We start from the raw sequence: 18400 nt of genomic DNA on the forward strand, positions 1-18400 counted from the left end.
GCGTCTCATTCCCCTGGTCCGGACTGGTTTCCGCCGCGTGCCCGGTGAGGCAGGATCAACCCATGGATCAGCTGTGGGCCAACCGGGCGGCCAGCGCCGAAGCGGCGATCACCCAGCGGCACCTCAGGCGGCTCTGGGGGCTGCCCGGCACTCAACTCGGCGTCGTGGCCTGGCCGGCAGGCGCACCGCACAAGCGGTTCGGGACGTGGCACTACTGGTGGCAGGCCCATCTGCTGGACTGCCTCGTCGACGCCCAACTGCGCGACCCCGACCCGGAACGCCAACGGCGCATCACCCGGCAGATCCGCGGGCACCACCTGCGCAACCTCGGCCGGTGGGTCAACGACTACTACGACGACATGGCGTGGCTGGCGCTCGCCCTCGAGCGCGCGGACCGGATCGCCGGTGTGGCGAAGCCGCGGGCACTGGCCACGCTGAGTGACCAGTTCGTCAACGCGTGGGTGCCGGAGGACGGCGGCGGGATCCCGTGGCGTAAGCAGGACCAGTTCTTCAACGCCCCCGCCAACGGCCCGGCCGGGATCTTCCTGGCCCGATACGACGACCGGTTGCGTCGGGCCCAGCAGATGGCCGACTGGATCGACGACGTCCTCATCGACCCGGACACCCACCTGGTGTTCGACGGCATCAAGGCCGGCTCGCTGGTCCGGGCGCAGTACACCTACTGCCAGGGCGTGGTGCTCGGGCTGGAGACCGAGCTGGCGGTGCGCACCAGCGACGACGAACACGCCATGCGCGTGCACCGGATGGTCGGCGCCGTCGCCGCGCACATGGCACCCGACGGTGTCCTCAAAGGCGCGGGCGGCGGGGACGGCGGCCTGTTCAACGGGATCCTCGCGCGCTACCTCGCCCTGGTCGCGACCACGCTGCCCGAACACACCGCCGACGACACGACGGCACGCGACACCGCACGCCGCCTCGTGCTCGACTCGGCCGAGGCCGCATGGGCCAACCGGCAGACCGTCGAGGTCGATGGGGCCGGACTTCCGCTCTTCGGGGCGTTCTGGGAGCGCACCGCCGAACTGCCCACCGCCGCCGGCCGCCAAGCCGAGTCCGTCGAGGGTGCCGTCAACGCCTCCGAGATCCCGGAGCGCGACCTGTCGGTGCAGCTGTCCGGGTGGATGCTCATGGAGGCCGCACACGCCGTGAGCGATCAGACCACCGACGCGGGTTCCTCCGATACGGAGCCCACCGAAACGTGACCGAGGCGACCGCGCGCATCACCGGCTCGCTGCCCAGTCGCTACAGCCGCGACCCCAAAACCCCGCCCTCGACCGGCAGTCGAGCCGCCGCACTGCTGCTGGCCTCCACCGTGCTGGCAATGCTGTGGGCGAATTCGCCGTGGGCGCAGAGCTATTCGGCTTTCTGGGATACCCACGTCGCGCTGAGCTTCGGCGACTACCGCGCCGAGATGTCGGTCAAACACCTCGTCAACGACGGCCTGATGGCGTTCTTCTTCTTCATCGTCGGGCTGGAAGTCAAGGGCGAGTTCGTGATCGGTGAACTGACCGACCGGTCGCGGGCAGCGGTGCCCGTCGTCGCGGCCATCGCCGGCCTCATCCTTCCCGCCGTCATCTTCCTCGCGTTCAACCCCTCCGGGGACGACGCGCACGCCTGGGGTGTGGTGATCTCCACCGACACCGCGTTCCTGGTCGGCGCGCTGGCGGTGATCAAACCGAAATTCCCGGCGCGACTGCGGATCTTCCTGTTGACGCTGGCGGTTGTCGACGACGTCGGCGCGCTCGGGGCGATCGCGCTGTTCTACACCGACGACCTCGCGCTCACCCCGCTGGCCGTCGCGGTACTGCTCATCGTCGCGCTGGCCCTGGTGCGCCGCCTGCCCACCCTGCGCGGACCCGCCTACGCCGTCCTCGGTTTCGCGCTGTGGATCGCGCTGTACATGGCACATGTGCACCCGACGCTGGCGGGTGTGGCTGTCGCCGTGCTCATCCCGGTCTTCACTCCGGAGCGCAGGCGGGTCGAGCAGACCGTCGACCTCGTCCGGGCCTTCCGGCAGTCACCCAACCCGCACTATGCCCGGGCGGTGACCCGCGGTCTGCGCGAATCGATCTCGATCAACGAGCGGTTGCAGACCACTGTCGGGCCCTACGTGTCGTTCGGGGTCCTGCCGGTCTTCGCCCTGGCCAACGCCGGTGTGCACCTCGACGAGGACACCGTCACCGCGGCGCTGACGTCCACGCTGACGTGGGGCATCGTCGCCGGCCTGGTGGTGGGCAAGTTCGTCGGCATCACCGCGGCCACCGCGCTGATGCGTGCCACCGGATGGGGGCAGCTCGCACCCGGCCTCTCGCTGAGCCGGGTGGCCGGGGGAGCGGTGCTGTCCGGAATCGGTTTCACCATCTCGCTGTTCATCGTCGATCTGGCCATCGAGGACCCGGCCCGCCAGGACGAAGCCCGTGTCGGCGTGCTGATCGCCTCGGTGCTCGCGTTCGCGTTGGGCTGGGCGTTCTTCCGCGTCACCGACTGGGTCAGTCCGCCGCAACCTGTCGGGCTCGAGCTGGTGCGGCCGGTCGACCCGCGCCGCGACCACGTGAGGGGAAACCCGGACGCGCCCCTGGTCCTCGTCGAATACGGCGACTACGAATGCCCCTTCTGCGGCCGCGCGACGGGCGCCATCGACGAGGTGCGCGCCCACTTCGGCGACGACCTGCTCTACGTGTGGCGCCACTTCCCGCTCGAACGCGCGCATCCGCGGGCCTTCGACGCGGCCCGGGCCGTCGAGGGCGCCGCGCTGCAGGGCAAGTTCTTCGAGATGGGCGTCGAACTGTTCGGCCACCAGGACGATCTGGAGTGGTCGGACATGTACCGGTACGCGGTCGCGATCGGACTCGATATCGAGAGGTTCGACCAGGACGTGCGGGTGCACGCCTCGAAAGTGCTGCACCGGGTGCGGGACGATGCGCAGGACGCGGAGGCGATGGACCTCAACTCCACACCCACCTTCTTCGTCAACGGGAAACGGCACAGGGGACCGTGGGACGCCGCCAGCCTGATCCGCGCACTGGAAGCCGGCAGACCCCCGCGCTGAGCGTTCGCTCAGAACACGCCTAGGTTGGTACACGTGAGGGATGTGCTGGCCGATCTCATGGCGATCTGGCGGTCCGGCGGCACCGCGGCCGTGGCGACGGTGGTGCGCACCTTCCGGTCCGCACCGCGCCCGCCCGGCGCCGCGATGGTGGTGAGCCCGGACGGCGCGGCCAGCGGTTCGGTCTCCGGCGGCTGCGTCGAAGGCGCGGTCTACGAGCTGGGCAACGAGGTGATCGCCGACGGGGTGGCCAGGCTGGCGCGCTACGGCGTAAGTGACGACGACGCCTTCGCCGTCGGCCTCACCTGCGGAGGCATTCTCGACGTGTTCGTCGAACCGGTGTCGCAGAACGTCTTTCCCGAGCTGGCCGCCGTCGCCGAGGACATCGACGAGCACCGGCCGGTCGCCGTCGCGACCGTCATCGCGCACCCCGATCCGGCATGGATGGGCCGGCGGCTGGTGGTCCGCGGCGATGAGGTCGTGGGCAGCCTCGGGTCCGCTCGCGCCGACGCGGCCGTCACCGATGATGCGCGCGGTCTGCTGGCGACCGGCCGCAGCGAGGTGCTGACCTACGGGCCCGACGGCGAGCGCCGCGGCGAGGGTATGGAGGTGTTCGTCGCCGCGCACGCGCCCCGCCCGCGCATGCTGGTCTTCGGCGCCATCGACTTCGCCGCCGCCGTCGCCCGGCAGGGTTCGCTGCTCGGCTACCGGGTCACCGTGTGCGACGCGCGGCCGGTGTTCGCGACGCGTGCGCGGTTCCCCACGGCCGACGAGGTCGTCGTCCAATGGCCGAACCGCTACCTGGCCGCGCAGGCCGAAGCGGGCACCCTCGACGGCCGCACCGTCATCTGCGTGCTGACCCACGATCCGAAGTTCGACGTTCCGCTGCTCGAGGTCGCGCTACGGCTGCCCGCCGTCGGCTACATCGGCGCGATGGGCTCCCGCCGCACCCATGAGGACCGCGTGCAGCGGCTCCGCGAAGCCGGGCTGACCGACGACGAACTCGCCGGCCTGGCCAGCCCGATCGGCCTGGACCTCGGCGCGCGCACACCGGAGGAGACCGCCGTGTCGATCGCCGCGGAGATCATCGCCCGCCGGTGGGGCGGCACGGGACGTCCGCTCGGCGGCATCGGCGGACGCATCCACCACGAACACGACGAGCACACCCGTTCCGCGAACTGACCCGAAGTGCCATGCTGAGCGGTATGGATCAGTACCGGCGCGACGACCTGGTGTTCGACGTCCGCGACGCCGGCCCGCCCGACGGCCCGGTCGTCGTGCTGCTGCACGGGTTCCCGCAGCGCAACACCAGCTGGGACGCCATCATCGAGCGTCTCACCGCGCAGGGATACCGCTGCCTCGCCCCCAATCAGCGGGGGTACTCACCGGGGGCGCGGCCGTCTCGACGGCGTGATTACCGCATCCCGGAACTGGTCGCGGACGTCGGCGCGCTGATCGACGCCAGTGGCGCCGACCGCGTGCACGTCGTCGGCCACGACTGGGGTGCCGCCGTCGCCTGGGGAGTCGCCGCCGAGATGCCCGAGCGGCTCGCCACAGTGACCCCGGTGTCGGTGCCCCATCCGGCGGCGTTCCTCAAGGCCATCGGGACCAGCAGGCAGGGTTTGGCGTCCTGGTACATGTACTTCTTCCAGCTGCCCTGGCTGCCCGAGCGGGTGCTGCTGAGCCGCGGCGGCGGGGTCGCCAAGGCCTCGCTGACAAGGATGAGCCAGACCCCGGCGCTCGCCGAACGTGACATCGCCGCGATGCGCGAACCGGGTGCGCTGACCGCCGGCCTGAACTGGTACCGGGCGATGCCGTTGATGGATCCGCGCGCCACCGGCGGCAAGATCACCGTGCCGACGATGTTCGTGTGGAGTGACGCGGATCCGGCGCTGCTGGCCAAGGGTGCCTACGACACGGAGCGCTATGTCGCCGGGGAGTACCGGTTCGAGATCATGTCGGGTGCGTCGCACTGGATCCCCGAGGAGCGGCCCGACGAGCTCGCGGGACTAATGCTCGACTGGTTCGCAGCCCACCCGACGGCCTGAGGTCCACGAGTTCCGGTTAGGTTGAGATGGTGAGCGAATCCAGCAGGCCCAACATCGAATTCCCTGCCCGGATCGGTGTCTGGTGGGCCAGTGAGACCTGGTCGATCACCGACGCGCAGGACGTCGCGCGGGAGATCGAGGCGCTCGGCTTCGGTTCGCTGTTCCTCCCCGAGGTGACGGGCAAGGAGTGCCTGACGCAGTCGGCGGCGTTCCTCGCCGCGACCGATCGACTGGTGGTCGGCACCGGCATCGCCAACATCCACATCCGGCTGCCCTCGGCCGCCGAGACCGGTGGGCGCACGCTCAATGCGCTGCACCCGAACCGCTTCGTGCTCGGTCTCGGCGTCAGCCACGCCCCGCTGGTCGAACATGCGATGGGCGGCACGTACTCCAAGCCGTTGGCGACGATGCGCAACTACCTCGAGAAGATGGCGGCGGTGTCGGAGGCGATCGAACCCGGCGCGCCGCGGCCGGTCCGGCTCCTCGCCGCGTTGGGGCCGAAGATGATCGAGCTCTCCGGCACGCATGCCGACGGCGCCCACCCCTACCTCGTCACGCCCGAGCAGACTCACACCACGCGTGACATCCTCGGGCCGGACAAGTGGATCGTCTCTGAGCAGGCGGTCGCGATCGGGGGCGACGACGCCGACCAGTTGCGCCGCGCGCACCAACACCTCGACGTCTACAGCGGACTGCCGAACTACCGGAACTCGTGGCTGCGTCAGGGATTCGACGAATCCGATCTGGTGCGTGGCGGTTCGGACCGGCTGGCTCGCGGTGTCGTCGGCATGGGTTCGGTGGAGCAGGCCGCCGCGTCGGTGACCGCGCATCTGGACGCCGGCGCCGACCACGTGGTGCTGCAGGTGCTGGGCGACGATCCGATGGCCGATCCGCGGCCGGCGCTGCGGGAGCTGGCCGGCGCGCTGGGGCTCAAGGGGTAGAACCGGCCGGCTGGTTCATTCGCGGATCTGCAGTGTCGGCCGGGACTACGATCACCCCATTGGGGAGGTCCTCACATGGCTCATCCATCGATCGATCCGACGTTCTACCGCACCGCCGCAGAGGCGGCAGCCGCTCCCGGCGAGCAGCTCGCGTACGTGGTGGCCTTCGACCGCACCGCACAACAGCACGATGCGATGACCGTCGTCGATGTGAACCCGGACTCGGACAGCTACGGGCGGGTGGTCGGCTGGACCGAGGTCCCCGGCCACGGCGACGAGCTCCATCACTTCGGGTGGAATGCCTGCAGCAGCGCCCTCAAGCACGAGGGTCATGACATGCACGGTCTGGAGCGCCGTTACCTGTTGGTGCCGGGCCTGCGGTCATCCGATCTCCACGTATTCGACACCCGGCCCGACCCGCGCAACCCGACGCTGGTCAAGACGATCGACGCCAGGACCCTGTCCGAGACGGCCGGCTACTCGCGTCCGCACACCCTGCACTGCGGACCCGACGGCGTTTTCCTGACCTGTTTGGGCGGCCCCGAGGGTGACGACGACGGACCGGGCGGGATCGCCCTGCTCGACCACGCGACATTCGACGTGCTGCGGGCGTGGGAGACCGATCGCGGACCGCAGCACTTCCACTACGACGCCTGGTGGCATCTCAATCAGAACGTGCTGATCTCGAGCGAGTGGGGCAGCCCGTCGATGATCGAGAACGGCATCGTGCCGGACTTGTTACTCGGCCAGAAGTACGGGCATGCCATTCACTTCTGGAACCTCGCCAAAGGTGAACACGTGCAGCGCGTCGACCTGGGCGCCCAGCATCAGATGGCGTTGGAGGTGCGCCCTTCTCACGACCCCGAGGCGACCTGGGGCTTCGTCGGGGTGGTCATATCGACCGACGATCTGTCCGGCTCGGTCTGGCGCTGGTTCCGCGACGGGAACGAGTGGAAAGCGGAGAAAGTCATCACCATCCCCGCCGAACCCGCCGACCCGGACCTGCTGCCTCCCGCACTCAAGCCGTTCTCCGCAGTGCCACCGCTCATCAGCGACATCGACCTGTCGGTCGACGACCGGTTCCTGTACGTATCGTGCTGGGGCACCGGGGAGTTGAAACAATTCGACGTGTCGGACCCCGCGGCACCCAAGCAGGTCGGAGCTGTGCGGCTCGGCGGCATCGTCGACCGCGCACCGCATCCGGCGATGCCCGATATGCCACTGGCAGGCGGACCGCAGATGGTGGAAGTCAGCCGCGACGGAAAGCGGGTGTACTTCACCAATTCGCTGTACGGAGCGTGGGACGACCAGTTCTACCCCGACGGCGTGGGCGCGTGGATGGCCAAGCTCGACGCGGATCCCGACGGCGGGCTCAGTATCGACGGGAACTTCTTCCCCCACGGCGCGGAGTTCCGTGGGCTGCGGGTGCACCAGATCCGGCTGCAGGGTGGCGACGCTTCGTCGGATTCATACTGCTACAGCTGATTTCGTCCGTTCCGACGCAAAGGCCTCAGCGCGGCGCTCCCGACAGTCCCGCCTTCACCGCGCGCGTGTTGGCGTCGCCGAGGATCTCGTCCTCGCCGGCGAACAGGCCGTCGAGCGCGAGCTTGGCGACCACACCCGGGTCTGTCTTCTGGTCGGCAGGGATGTAGGGAACCATATCGGTGTCCATGTAGCCGACGTGCAGTGCGGCGACGTGAATTCCTCTCGGCGCCAACTCGGTTCGCACCGCATCGGTCATCGCCCAGCCGGCCGCCTTCGCTGCTGCGTAGGCGCCGCTGGTCGGTGGATGTGCCCAGGACAGTATCGACAGCACATTGAGGATCGCTCCGCCGCCGTTGCCTTCGACGATCGGCGCGAACGCCCGGATCACCTGCAGGGTGCCGAAGTAGTGAGTCTCCATCTCCAAGCGGATGTCGTCGAGCGATCCGTCGAGCAGCGTGGATTGTGTGGAGACCCCGGCGTTGTTGATGACGACATTGACATCAGCGGCGAATTCGGCTGCGCGGCGGATCGATCCGGCGTCGGTGATGTCGAGTTGCACCGGTATCACCCCTGGCAGGTCGACGGTTTCGGGTCGGCGGGCGCCGGCGTAGACCTTGGCGCCTTGGGCGACGAGTTGTTCGGCGAACCGGCGGCCCAGTCCGCGGTTCGCTCCGCTCACCAGCGCGACGATGTTCTGTGTTTTCATGATTCTCTCCCTTTGTGTTGCAATGGTTTCGACGATCAGCGCCCGGGCAGGCGATCGGTGATCTCCTGCAGGAACCAGGTGTTACCGTCTGGGTCCTGGAAGCTTGCGAACGACGAGTAACTGCGGCGATCCGGATCCGGCCCCGGAACGGGCAGAACGACGACTTCGAGTTTCATGCCCATGACGGCTCCTCTGGCCGGGTTCGAGCCGTGGCGCGTCGCGGTTCGGACGGTGTCCACCGGATTCTTCACCGGCGTGTCCGGGGGAACGCCGATATCGACGGACTTCATTCCCCCGACCTGGGAGGTTGCGCCTCTCAGTAGGGAGGAAACCGGTCCTGTCGATGTGGCATGTCCGCTTGCGCAGCACCCGTTCCACAGAGCAACATCCGCACAGAAGGCGAGGAGCAGGCGATGACAACACCACTGGACGATCTGGGCGTACGGCTACCCGTGCTCGCCGCACCCATGGCGGGCGGGGCCACGACCACTGACATGGTGAGAGCCGCCGCCAGCGCGGGCAGCATGGGACTTCTCGCGGCGGGCTACAAGACGCCGGAAGCCCTGCAGGCCGAGATCACGGCCGTTCGGGCCGCATCAGTTCCGTTCGGCGTCAACGTCTTCGCGCCGAACCCGGTACCCATCGATACCGAGGCGTACCGCCGCTACGCAGCCGCCGTCCAGGTCGAGGCAAACCGGTACGGCGTCACCCTGCCCACCGGCCCGGTCGACGACGACGACGCATTCGACGCCAAAGTCGACCTGCTGCGCTCCGAGCCGGTGCCTGTCGTGAGCTTCACCTTCGGGTTGCCCGCGATCGACGTCATCCGCGCGCTGCAGAAGGCCGGCACCACCGTCGTGCAGACGGTCACGTCACCGCAGGAGGCCGAGGCGGCCGCCGCGGCGGGTGTCGACATGCTCGCCGTCCAGGCGTCTGTCGCTGGTGGACACTCTGGAACCTTCACCCCGGACCGAATGCCCGCATCGGTGCCGCTGACCGAACTGGTCGCCCGGGTCACCGAGGCCGTCCGCCTGCCCGTCATCGCGGCCGGGGGACTGGCCACCGCCGCCGACGTCGCCGCGGTGCTGCGCGCCGGTGCCTCGGCCGTGGCGGTCGGGACGGTGCTGCTTCGCGCCGACGAGAGCGGCGCCTCAGCCACCCACCGGGCTGCGCTGGCTGACCCGTCGCGCACCGAGACCGTCATCACCCGCGCGTTCACCGGACGCCCGGCACGGGGACTGCGCAACCGGTTCATCGACCAATTCGAGGCGTCGGCCCCGCTCGGCTATCCCGCGATCCACCATCTGACGAGTCCGCTGCGCAAGGCCGCGGCCGCCGCCGGGGAGGCCAACCTGGTCCATCTGTGGGCGGGCACCGGCTTCCGCCACGCCGCCGAGAAGCCGACGGCGACGATCCTGACCGAACTCGCGGGTTAGGGCTCGATCGGCGGCGCGACGATCCCCGCCCGCTTCGCCGCCCGGCGCCGCTTGTAGTACTCGATGAACATCGGCGCGACCGAGGCGATCACGATGGCGATGAAGATCGGTTCGAGCAGCTTTTGGATGATCTCGAACTGGCCGAGGGTGTAGCCGAGCAGCACCAGCCCGACGCCCCACACGACGGCGCCGAGGATGTTGAACAGCGCGAACACCGGGTAGCTCATCCGGGCGGCGCCCGCGGTCAGCGGGGCGAGCGTTCGCACGATGGGGACGAACCGGGCGATCACGATGGCGAACGGGCCGCGCGCCTCGAAGAACAGGTGCGCCTCGTCGAGATACTTCTGCTTGAGGAACCGGGCGTCCGGTTTGAACATCGCGGTCCCGACGTTCCGCCCGATCCAGTAGCCGACCTGGCCGCCCAGGATCGCCGCGATGGGGATGAACACCAGCAGCTGCCACAGCTGGAAGTTGACGGCCTCACCGCCCTCTTCGGCCACCGCGGCGGTGCCGGCGGCCAGCATGCCCGCCACGAACAGCAGCGAGTCGCCGGGCAGGATCGGGAACAGCACCCCCGATTCGACGAAGATCACGACCAGCAGCCCGACCAGCGCCCACGTCCCGAAGTAGCCGATCAGGGTCATCGGATCCAGGAAGTCGGGCATGAGGGCCAGATGGGTGGTCGTCATGGGTACCCAAGATACCGCCCGAAAATTGCCGTCAGGCGCTACGCATTCGGGCGGCGCCCACGCGTCCGCGTCACTAGGGTTTCGATCATGCCCACGCACAGAGCCATCCACGTCGCCGGAGCGGGTGAGCCGTTGACCCTCGTGGACGTCGAAACCCCCGCCCCGCCGCCCGGCCACCTGCGCATCGACGTCGCCGCATGCGGCGTCTGCGGTACCGACCACGGATTCGCCACCGGCAACTTCCCCGGCATGACGTGGCCGCTCACTCTGGGTCACGAGATTGCGGGCACCGTCGCCGAGGTCGGCGACGGGGTCGACAGATTCGCGGTCGGTGACCGGGTGGCGGTCGGCTGGTTCGGCGGCAACTGCAACACATGCATCCCGTGCCGCAGGGGCCAGTTCATGCAGTGCGTGAACCTGCAAGTGCCCAGTTGGCACTATCCCGGCGGGTACGCCGAATCGGTGATCGTTCCTGCCACCGCGCCGGCCCGCATCCCCGACGGGCTGTCGTTCGTGGAGGCGGCGCCGATGGGCTGCGCCGGGGTGACCACGTTCAACGGCCTGCGGCAGACCAGGGCGCGCGCCGGTGACCTAGTTGCCGTCGTCGGCATCGGCGGCCTCGGCCACCTCGGCCTGCAGTTCTCGCGGGCGATGGGGTTCGAAACGGTCGCAATAGCCCGTGGTCCTTCCAAGGAGGGCGACGCCAAAGCTCTCGGTGCGCACCACTACATCGACTCCACCGCCGAGGACGTGGCCGCGACGTTGCAGAAGCTTGGCGGCGCCGCGGTGATCCTCGCGACCGTGGCGAGCTCGACCGCGATGGGGCAGGCCGTCGGCGGGCTGGGCCCGCAGGGGGAACTGATCACCATCGGCGTCACCCCGGAGCCGTTGCCGATAAGCCCGCTCGACCTGATCAACGCGGGGCTGTCGGTGACGGGGCATCCCTCGGGCACCTCACGCGACGTCGCGGAGACCATGCACTTCGCCGTGCTGTCGGGAGTCCGGGCGCAGGTCGAGGAGCGGCCGCTGGCCGACGCCGCAGAGGCCTACGCCGCGATGGACGAGGGCCGGGCGCGGTATCGGATGGTCCTTACGATGTGATCGCGCGGCGATGGGTGGATACTTCTCGTATGCCGATCGCTACGCCCGAGGTCTTCGCCGAGATGCTGGACCGTGCCAAGCAGCACTCGTTCGCCTTCCCCGCCATCAACTGCACATCGTCGGAGAGCATCAACGCCGCCATCAAGGGGTTCGCTGACGCCGGCTCTGACGGCATCATCCAATTCTCCACCGGTGGAGCGGAATTCGCGTCCGGGCTCGGTGTGAAGGACATGGTGACCGGTGCTGTGGCGTTGGCCGAGTTCGCCCATGTGATCGCCGCGAAGTACCCGGTCACCGTCGCCCTGCACACCGACCATTGCCCGAAGGACAAGCTGGACACCTACGTACGGCCGCTGCTGGCGATCTCCGCCGAGCGGGTCGCCGCAGGTGGCAAACCGCTGTTCCAGTCGCACATGTGGGACGGGTCGGCCGTCCCGATCGACGAAAACCTCACGATCGCACAGGAACTACTCAAGCAAGCCGCTGCGGCAAAGATCATCCTCGAAGTGGAGATCGGCGTGGTCGGCGGTGAAGAGGACGGCGTCGAGGCCGAGATCAACGACAAGCTGTACACCACCGCCGAGGATTTCGAGAAGACCGTCGACGCCCTCGGAACAGGTGACCACGGTCGGTACCTGCTGGCCGCCACGTTCGGCAACGTGCACGGTGTGTACAAGCCGGGCAACGTCAAACTCAAGCCCGAGGTGCTGGCCGAGGGCCAGAAGGTGGCCGCAGCGAAGCTCGGATTGGATTCGGACGCACAGCCTTTCGACTTCGTGTTCCACGGCGGCTCGGGGTCGCTGAAGTCGGAGATCGAGGATTCGCTGCGCTACGGCGTGGTGAAGATGAACGTCGACACCGACACCCAGTACGCGTTCACCCGCCCGATCGCCGCGCACATGTTCGCGAACTACGACGGTGTGCTCAAGATCGACGGCGAGGTGGGCAACAAGAAGTTCTACGATCCGCGCAGCTACCTGAAGAAGGCCGAGGCGGGGATGACCGAGCGTGTCATCGAGGCGTGCCGGGATCTGCACAGCGCCGGGCGGTCGGTGTCAGCCGGCTAGGGCGTGGGGGCCTGGCAGATCTTCCACTGCTCGTCACGAAACATCAGGTCGAAGCTGCGCGTCGAGCGGGTCTGTGGCGCGAATGCCATGAAGGTGGTGACGTTGGCTTCGGCGTGGTCGCCGTTGACCACCACCTGGTCGACGCTGGCCACCACGGGGTACTGCTTCGCCGCGGCGACACGCTCGTGCGTGTCTGCCCACGACTTGTCGTCGTACTTGACGTAGTTGTCGCGCGTCACACCGCATGTGATGCCGCGCAGCGTGGCCAGGTCCCCGTTCTGAATGGCGGCGTCGAACTGCTCGATCGTCGCCCGGACCTGGTCTTCCTGCGACGCTGTGGACCCCGACCCGCGGGTCAGCAGAAGGGTGCCCAGGATCGCGATCGCCACGAGCGCCGCGATCACCAGCACGACAGCCACCACCCAGCCCCAGCTGCGCCGGCCCTGCTGCGGCGGGCGTGGCGTGTCACCCCGCGGCGGAATGACCTGCGGGCTCGCGGCCTTCTGCGCGGCGAACGGGTCGGTGTCGGCACCCGTGCCTGCGGTCTCCGACCTCGGGAACACCTCGGTGGCCGGCTCCGGTGGGGGGTCGATCTTCTGGGTGGACCCCGCGTCGAAGCCCGATGGCGCGGTGAAACGTCGTTCGGCTTCCTCTGGTTCGGCCGGCTGCCGTTCGTCCGGCCGCGCCGACGAGATGATCTCGGTGGCGGGTTCGTGATCGGCTGACGGCGACGGCCGCGTGGCGTCATCCGGACCGCTCTGCTCACCGGGACCACCCGCTGCCGACTGCACGGTCGGCTCGTCGCCCTGCTCGGGCCCTCGTGGGTTCGACATCCCTGCTGCGTTCCTCCTCCAACGACGCTACCGGGTGGAGCTTATCGACCGATCCGAGCCGATGACCGATCGCCGCGGCGGGCACGGCACAATGTTCGTCATGACGCGGATGGGTGATCTTCTCGGACCAGAGCCGGTACTGCTGCCGGGTGACCCCGACGCGGAAGCGGAACTCGACGCCAGTGAGAACCCGGCGATCGTCGCGGCCGCTCACCCGGCGGCGTCGGTGGCGTGGGCCGCGCTCGCCGAGGACGCACTCGCCGACGACAAGGCCATCACCGCCTACGCGTACGCGCGCACCGGCTACCACCGTGGCCTGGACGCGCTGCGCCGCAACGGGTGGAAGGGCTTCGGCCCGGTGCCCTATCGGCACGAACCCAACCGCGGTTTCCTGCGGTGTGTGGCGGCGCTGGCCCGCGCAGCCGACACGATCGGCGAGACCGACGAATACCAGCGGTGCCTGGATCTGCTCGACGACTGCGATCCGGCCGCGCGCGGAGCACTCGGCCTGAGCTGAGGCCTTCGCTTCGGGCCGGCCTTCGCCGAGATCTACGTGGGGGCTGTCAAGCCGTCGGCTTAACAGCCGTGGTGTCGATCTCGGCGCCCAGCGACAAATGGCCCATCTACCAGTCGTTCTTCTCGCAGTTGCTGCAGTCGGCGGCGTCTTCGGGCGGTTCCACCTGCACCGTCGCATGGTCAAGACCGCGGGCGGCCAGCACCGCGCGGGCGTCGTCGAGCACGCGGGCGGAATCGCGGGCCGAGGTCAGGTGCGCGGTGACGACGTCCTTGCCCGGCACCAGCGTCCACACGTGCAGATCGTGCACCTCGGTCACCCCGTCGACCGCGCACAGCGCGGTGCGCAGTTCGTCGACGTCGATGTGGGCGGGTGACGACTCGGACAGGATCCGCAGAGCCGCGCGGGCCAGCGAAATCGCCCGCGGCAGCACCCACAGCGCGACGAACACCGCGACCACCACGTCGGCGTACGGCCAGCGCGTCGTGACCGTCACGATGCCGGCGATGAGTACGCCGATGCTGCCGACCGTATCGGCGACCACCTCCATGTAAGCGCCTTTGACGGCGAGGCTGTCCTTGGAGTGTGCGCGCAGCAGCAGCACGACGACGGCGTTGGCGGCCAGACCGGCCAGTGCGACCACGATCATCGGTACGCCGGGGACCTCGGGTGCATCCCCGAGGCGTTCGATCGCCTCGTAGAAGATGAACACCGCCATCGCGAGCAGCAGGGCCGCATTGGCCACCGCGGTAAAGACCTCGGCGCGGTGCCAACCGTAGGTGCGTGCGGGTGACGCGCTGCCGTGCCGGGCGAGCAGCACGGCCGTCAGCCCCATGAACATCGCGACGAGGTCGGTGAGCATGTGCCCGGCGTCGGCCAGCAGGGCGATCGAGTTGATCCACAGCGCGGTGGTCAGTTCAAGGGCGAAGAACGCGGTGAGGATCGCCGCGGCGATCAGCATCCTGCTGACGCGGGCGTCGGTCCCGTGCTGGTGATCGTGACCCGCGCCCATGCCTGCAATCTATGCGTGAAGTCGCATATATCGCAAGGGTCCGTCTGCTCGCGGGGAGGTGCGGGGACGAGCCGGGAGGAGTGCTACCCCCACGCCGACCAGAAGCGGGTCAGCTGGCCGCCGATCGAGACCAGCGTGCTCGGCACCCCGGACAGCTCCGTGAGCCAGTACACGCCGCCGAAGAACCACTGGTTGAGCACGGGGGCGAGCAGCAGGATCAGCAGGATGAAGAACCCCCACTGCTTGACGGGGTCGAGCGCCCGCTGCGTGTCGCGGCCCAGATGCGGTTCGAGTGCGCCGTAGCCGTCGAGCCCCGGGATGGGCAGGATGTTCAGGACGAACGCGGTGACCTGCAAGAAGCCCAGGAACGCCAGCGCCGCCCAGAACACCCCGTGGGCCGGGTCGTAGAGCAACCGCGTCAGCCCCAGCAGCACGATCGCCAGCAGCAGGTTCGCGGACGGTCCGGCGAGGCTGACCAGTGTCTTCTGGCGGGGGGTCATCCACCCCGTGCGCAGATACACCGCCCCGCCGGGCAGGCCGATCCCGCCGAGCGCGATGAACAGCACCGGCAACCCGAGCGAGAGCAGGGGATGGGAGTACTTCAGCGGGTTGAGCGTCAGATAGCCGCGCATCTCGACATCGCGGTCCCCGAAGCGCCACGCGGTGAAGGCGTGGCCGAACTCGTGGAGGGACAGCGATACCAGCCACCCCGCGATGACGAAGACGAACACACCGGCGTAGGCCAGCGGCCGCACCGTATCCGCTGCGATCCACGCCAGGGCGCCCCCTGCGGCGGTGATCGCCAGCACGGCGAGGAAGACGGGGCTCGGCCGCACCGACTGGCGCAGCGGGCGGATGCTCACGATTCGACGGTACCCACGTCTCCGTCAGCCGACCCGTAGCCAGCCTTCGGTGTGCCGGTAGAACGTCGACCGTTTGACCTCGCGCGGGCCCTCCACACCGTCGCGGATCACCCGCGCGCCCGTCGTCCCCAGCTGTGCAGCCCGTCCCGCCACCCAGCGCTGCGGGCGGCCGCGCCCGGACTGCACTGCCGCGCGCAACCCCGGCATCTCCGCCGTCGGCTCGATCCGTACGCCCGCGACGTCGCCGGTGAACAGGGTCGTGTCGTCGACCACCGCCTCGCCGAAAAGCCCCTGCTCAAAGCCCCGCCACTGCGCGGACCCCACGATCGCGATCCCGGCGTCGTCACGGATCAGCGGCACCCGTCGCGCCTCGCCCGTCACGGCGGAACGCGGGAAGAACCCGCGCGCGGCGGCGAGCTCCACGCCGAGGCGTTCGGTGCGCATCAGCCGGGTCAGCACCGTCGCCAGATCGGCGTCGGCGCCCACCACGACGAGCCGGCGCGCACCGGCCGCGGCCGCGTCGACGTCTGCCGAACCCGCGACGTCGACGGTGTCCAGGCCGGTGAGACCGCGCGGTACGCGGTGCTCGCCGAACCGGAGCACGACTACGCCCGCGGCTCTGTCACTGGCACTCAAGAGAGATCCTTCCGACCTGCTGAGATAGGGTGTGTCACCGGCTGCACCACATCAAGCGGGAGATTAAGCCATGCCGGCAATCGTGCTCATCGGCGCCCAATGGGGCGACGAGGGCAAAGGAAAGGCCACCGATCTACTCGGTGGACGTGTGCAGTGGGTCGTGCGGTACCAGGGCGGCAACAATGCCGGTCACACCGTCGTGCTTCCCACTGGCGAGAACTTCGCCCTGCACCTCATCCCGTCGGGGATTCTCACCCCCGGCGTCACCAATGTCATCGGCAACGGCGTCGTCGTCGACCCGGGGGTGCTGCTCACCGAGCTGAAGGGCCTCGAGGACCGCAGCGTCGACACCTCGCGCCTGCTCATCTCGGCTGACGCGCACCTGCTGATGCCCTATCACGTCGCCATCGACAAGGTGACCGAGCGCTACCTCGGCAACAAGAAGATCGGCACCACCGGCCGTGGCATCGGACCGTGCTACCAGGACAAGATCGCGCGCATCGGCATCCGCGTCGCGGACGTGCTGGACCCCGACTCGCTGACCCAGAAGATCGAAGCCGCACTGGAATTCAAGAACCAGGTGCTGGTCAAGATCTACAACCGCAAGGCGCTGGATCCCGCCGAGGTGGTCGACAACCTGCTCGAACAGGCCGAGGGGTTCACCCACCGCATCGCCGACGCCCGGCTGCTGCTCAACGCCGCCCTCGAGCGGGGCGAGACGGTGCTGCTCGAGGGGTCGCAGGGCACGCTGCTCGACGTCGACCACGGCACCTATCCGTTCGTCACGTCGTCCAACCCGACCGCGGGCGGCGCGGCCGTCGGCAGCGGCATCGGGCCGACCCGGATCACGACCGTGCTCGGCATCCTCAAGGCGTACACCACGCGGGTGGGGTCGGGTCCGTTCCCGACCGAACTGTTCGACGAGCACGGCGCCTACCTCGCCAAGACCGGCGGGGAGGTCGGGGTGACCACGGGACGCGCCCGTCGCTGCGGCTGGTTCGACGCGGTGATCGCGCGGTACGCGACCCGGGTCAACGGCATCACCGACTACTTCCTGACCAAACTCGACGTGCTCTCCAGCCTGGAGACGGTGCCGGTGTGCGTCGGCTACAAGGTCGACGGTAAGCGCACCGACGACATGCCGATGACGCAGAGCGACATCGCGCGGGCCGAACCCATCTACGAGGAACTGCCCGGCTGGTGGGAGGACATCTCCGGCGCCCGCGAGTTCGACGACCTGCCCGCCAAGGCGCGCGACTATGTGCTGCGCTTGGAAGAGCTTGCAGGAGCCCATGTTTCGTGCATCGGCGTGGGACCGGGGCGCGATCAGACGATCGTGCGCCGCGACGTCCTGGCGGCTGATCGGTGACCGACCCGCATCTCGAAGACCCCGAATACGACCGGCACGGCGGCTTCCCGAACTTTCAGCCCGCCACGCCCGGACCGGGTTTCGGGCGGTTCCTCACCGCGATGCGCCGCGCCCAGGATCTGGCGGTGTCGGCTGATCCGGACCGCGAAACCTGGGACCGCGCGGCCGATCTCGTCGAAGAGCTCGTCGCGCTGCTCGGGCCGACCGAAGCCCCGGAGGGCGTCGGGCCGGCCAACCGGGTGCCGGCTCTGCCTGGTGCGGGCAGCCTGCTCATGCCGCCCTACCACGTGACCAGATTCGACTCCGACGGCGTCGAGTTGTCCGTCCAGTTCAGCCGCTACCACGTCGGCGGTAACAGGGCGGTGCACGGCGGGGTGCTGCCGCTGATGTTCGACTCGACGTTCGGCATGGTCATCCACGCCACCGGGCGGCCGATCAGCCGCACCGGCTTCCTGCACGTCGACTACCGCAAGATCACTCCCATCGACACCCCGCTCACGGTCCGGGGCTGGGTGCGCGAAGCCGAGGGGCGCAAGGCGTTCGTCAACGCCGAACTGCGCGACCCCGACGACAACCTGCTGGCCGAGGCGCACGGGCTGATGATCCGGCTGCTGCCCGGCCAGCCGTGACGCCCCA

19 protein-coding genes are annotated in these 18400 nt (G+C 69.0%); 12 read left to right on the plus strand and 7 right to left on the minus strand.

The genetic code is table 11. From position 1 onward, the window contains the following. Positions 1-62 precede the first annotated feature (62 nt). From I7X18_RS02970 to I7X18_RS02995, 6 genes are all read left to right on the plus strand, one after another. Positions 63-1220 (plus strand): glycoside hydrolase family 76 protein, encoded by a 1158-nt coding sequence (locus tag I7X18_RS02970; RefSeq protein WP_193044625.1) that lies wholly within the window; start codon positions 63-65, stop codon positions 1218-1220. Next, a complete protein-coding gene (gene nhaA, locus I7X18_RS02975; protein WP_193044624.1) occupies positions 1217-3067 on the plus strand; it encodes a Na+/H+ antiporter NhaA in 1851 nt (616 codons plus the stop codon). The genes I7X18_RS02970 and nhaA overlap by 4 nt, the downstream gene beginning before the upstream one ends. 33 nt (positions 3068-3100) lie before the next feature. Beyond that, the gene (locus tag I7X18_RS02980; protein ID WP_193044623.1) at positions 3101-4246 is read left to right on the plus strand and encodes an XdhC family protein; all 1146 of its coding nucleotides are present in this window, start codon (positions 3101-3103) and stop codon (positions 4244-4246) included. Between the two features lie 23 nt (positions 4247-4269). Further along, positions 4270-5112: an alpha/beta fold hydrolase gene (locus tag I7X18_RS02985; RefSeq protein WP_193044622.1), complete on the plus strand. Its 843-nt coding sequence runs from the start codon at positions 4270-4272 to the stop codon at positions 5110-5112. Between the two features lie 26 nt (positions 5113-5138). Then, positions 5139-6053, plus strand: coding sequence for an LLM class F420-dependent oxidoreductase (locus I7X18_RS02990; protein ID WP_193044621.1), 915 nt, complete (start codon positions 5139-5141; stop codon positions 6051-6053). Between the two features lie 75 nt (positions 6054-6128). Further along, a complete protein-coding gene (locus tag I7X18_RS02995) occupies positions 6129-7538 on the plus strand; it encodes a selenium-binding protein SBP56-related protein (RefSeq protein WP_193044620.1) in 1410 nt (469 codons plus the stop codon). A 25-nt stretch (positions 7539-7563) separates the two neighbouring features. Here the strand turns inward: I7X18_RS02995 and I7X18_RS03000 are convergent, their stop codons facing one another. Together I7X18_RS03000 and I7X18_RS30040 are read right to left on the minus strand one after the other, a co-directional pair. Beyond that, a complete protein-coding gene (locus tag I7X18_RS03000; protein ID WP_193044619.1) occupies positions 7564-8244 on the minus strand; it encodes an SDR family oxidoreductase in 681 nt (226 codons plus the stop codon). 35 nt (positions 8245-8279) lie between these two features. Then, complete coding sequence (locus tag I7X18_RS30040) at positions 8280-8534, minus strand: hypothetical protein (protein WP_226862951.1); 255 nt, start codon at positions 8532-8534, stop codon at positions 8280-8282. 123 nt (positions 8535-8657) lie between these two features. Here I7X18_RS30040 and I7X18_RS03010 point away from each other — a divergent pair, with 123 nt between their 5' ends. After that, positions 8658-9680, plus strand: a complete 1023-nt coding sequence (locus I7X18_RS03010) for an NAD(P)H-dependent flavin oxidoreductase (RefSeq protein WP_193044618.1) — start codon at positions 8658-8660, stop codon at positions 9678-9680. Here I7X18_RS03010 and I7X18_RS03015 read toward each other — a convergent pair. Further along, a complete protein-coding gene (locus I7X18_RS03015) occupies positions 9677-10369 on the minus strand; it encodes a DedA family protein (RefSeq protein ID WP_193044617.1) in 693 nt (230 codons plus the stop codon). The two genes, I7X18_RS03010 and I7X18_RS03015, sit on opposite strands and share 4 nt — an antisense overlap. Positions 10370-10456: 87 nt before the next feature. Here I7X18_RS03015 and I7X18_RS03020 point away from each other — a divergent pair, with 87 nt between their 5' ends. Both I7X18_RS03020 and fbaA read left to right on the plus strand, forming a co-directional pair. Next, positions 10457-11470 (plus strand): alcohol dehydrogenase catalytic domain-containing protein, encoded by a 1014-nt coding sequence (locus I7X18_RS03020; RefSeq protein ID WP_193044616.1) that lies wholly within the window; start codon positions 10457-10459, stop codon positions 11468-11470. A 29-nt stretch (positions 11471-11499) separates the two neighbouring features. Then, positions 11500-12537, plus strand: a complete 1038-nt coding sequence (fbaA, locus tag I7X18_RS03025; protein ID WP_193044615.1) for a class II fructose-bisphosphate aldolase — start codon at positions 11500-11502, stop codon at positions 12535-12537. Here the strand turns inward: fbaA and I7X18_RS03030 are convergent. Then, on the minus strand, positions 12534-13370 hold the full coding sequence (locus I7X18_RS03030; protein ID WP_193044614.1) for an Rv0361 family membrane protein: 837 nt from the start codon (positions 13368-13370) through the stop codon (positions 12534-12536). The two genes, fbaA and I7X18_RS03030, sit on opposite strands and share 4 nt — an antisense overlap. A gap of 100 nt (positions 13371-13470) precedes the next feature. Here I7X18_RS03030 and I7X18_RS03035 point away from each other — a divergent pair, with 100 nt between their 5' ends. Beyond that, the gene (locus I7X18_RS03035) at positions 13471-13887 is read left to right on the plus strand and encodes a DUF3151 domain-containing protein (protein ID WP_193044613.1); all 417 of its coding nucleotides are present in this window, start codon (positions 13471-13473) and stop codon (positions 13885-13887) included. Positions 13888-13993: 106 nt separating this feature from the next. On the opposite strand, the gene I7X18_RS03040 is transcribed toward I7X18_RS03035, so the two are convergent. From I7X18_RS03040 to I7X18_RS03050, 3 genes are all read right to left on the minus strand, one after another. Further along, entirely contained in the window at positions 13994-14896 is a 903-nt protein-coding gene (locus I7X18_RS03040; protein WP_193044612.1) for a cation diffusion facilitator family transporter, read from the minus strand. A gap of 83 nt (positions 14897-14979) precedes the next feature. Next, positions 14980-15759 (minus strand): site-2 protease family protein, encoded by a 780-nt coding sequence (locus tag I7X18_RS03045; protein ID WP_193044611.1) that lies wholly within the window; start codon positions 15757-15759, stop codon positions 14980-14982. 24 nt (positions 15760-15783) lie between these two features. Continuing rightward, entirely contained in the window at positions 15784-16395 is a 612-nt protein-coding gene (locus I7X18_RS03050; protein ID WP_193044610.1) for a peptidase M50, read from the minus strand. Positions 16396-16465: 70 nt separating this feature from the next. Between I7X18_RS03050 and I7X18_RS03055 the strand changes: the two genes are divergently transcribed. Next, positions 16466-17764 (plus strand): adenylosuccinate synthase, encoded by a 1299-nt coding sequence (locus tag I7X18_RS03055; RefSeq protein ID WP_193044609.1) that lies wholly within the window; start codon positions 16466-16468, stop codon positions 17762-17764. Beyond that, positions 17761-18393 (plus strand): PaaI family thioesterase, encoded by a 633-nt coding sequence (locus I7X18_RS03060; RefSeq protein WP_193044608.1) that lies wholly within the window; start codon positions 17761-17763, stop codon positions 18391-18393. Before I7X18_RS03055 ends, I7X18_RS03060 begins: the two co-directional genes overlap by 4 nt. Positions 18394-18400: the final 7 nt, after the last annotated feature.

This window comes from Mycolicibacterium baixiangningiae (genome assembly GCF_016313185.1).
Lineage (GTDB): Bacteria > Actinomycetota > Actinomycetes > Mycobacteriales > Mycobacteriaceae > Mycobacterium > Mycobacterium baixiangningiae.

Excerpts from the sequence above, each read along its gene's own strand:
- I7X18_RS03035 (WP_193044613.1), top strand. The coding sequence starts at position 13,471 with ATGACGCGGATGGGTGATCTTCTCGGACCAGAGCCGGTACTGCTGCCG.
- I7X18_RS03015 (WP_193044617.1), bottom strand. The coding sequence starts at position 10,369 with ATGACGACCACCCATCTGGCCCTCATGCCCGACTTCCTGGATCCGATG.
- I7X18_RS02985 (WP_193044622.1), top strand. The coding sequence starts at position 4,270 with ATGGATCAGTACCGGCGCGACGACCTGGTGTTCGACGTCCGCGACGCC.
- I7X18_RS03020 (WP_193044616.1), top strand. The coding sequence starts at position 10,457 with ATGCCCACGCACAGAGCCATCCACGTCGCCGGAGCGGGTGAGCCGTTG.
- I7X18_RS03000 (WP_193044619.1), bottom strand. The coding sequence starts at position 8,244 with ATGAAAACACAGAACATCGTCGCGCTGGTGAGCGGAGCGAACCGCGGA.
- fbaA (WP_193044615.1), top strand. The coding sequence starts at position 11,500 with ATGCCGATCGCTACGCCCGAGGTCTTCGCCGAGATGCTGGACCGTGCC.
- I7X18_RS03055 (WP_193044609.1), top strand. The coding sequence starts at position 16,466 with ATGCCGGCAATCGTGCTCATCGGCGCCCAATGGGGCGACGAGGGCAAA.
- I7X18_RS03040 (WP_193044612.1), bottom strand. The coding sequence starts at position 14,896 with ATGGGCGCGGGTCACGATCACCAGCACGGGACCGACGCCCGCGTCAGC.
- I7X18_RS02970 (WP_193044625.1), top strand. The coding sequence starts at position 63 with ATGGATCAGCTGTGGGCCAACCGGGCGGCCAGCGCCGAAGCGGCGATC.
- I7X18_RS03030 (WP_193044614.1), bottom strand. The coding sequence starts at position 13,370 with ATGTCGAACCCACGAGGGCCCGAGCAGGGCGACGAGCCGACCGTGCAG.
- I7X18_RS02990 (WP_193044621.1), top strand. The coding sequence starts at position 5,139 with ATGGTGAGCGAATCCAGCAGGCCCAACATCGAATTCCCTGCCCGGATC.
- I7X18_RS02995 (WP_193044620.1), top strand. The coding sequence starts at position 6,129 with ATGGCTCATCCATCGATCGATCCGACGTTCTACCGCACCGCCGCAGAG.
- I7X18_RS03010 (WP_193044618.1), top strand. The coding sequence starts at position 8,658 with ATGACAACACCACTGGACGATCTGGGCGTACGGCTACCCGTGCTCGCC.
- I7X18_RS30040 (WP_226862951.1), bottom strand. The coding sequence starts at position 8,534 with ATGAAGTCCGTCGATATCGGCGTTCCCCCGGACACGCCGGTGAAGAAT.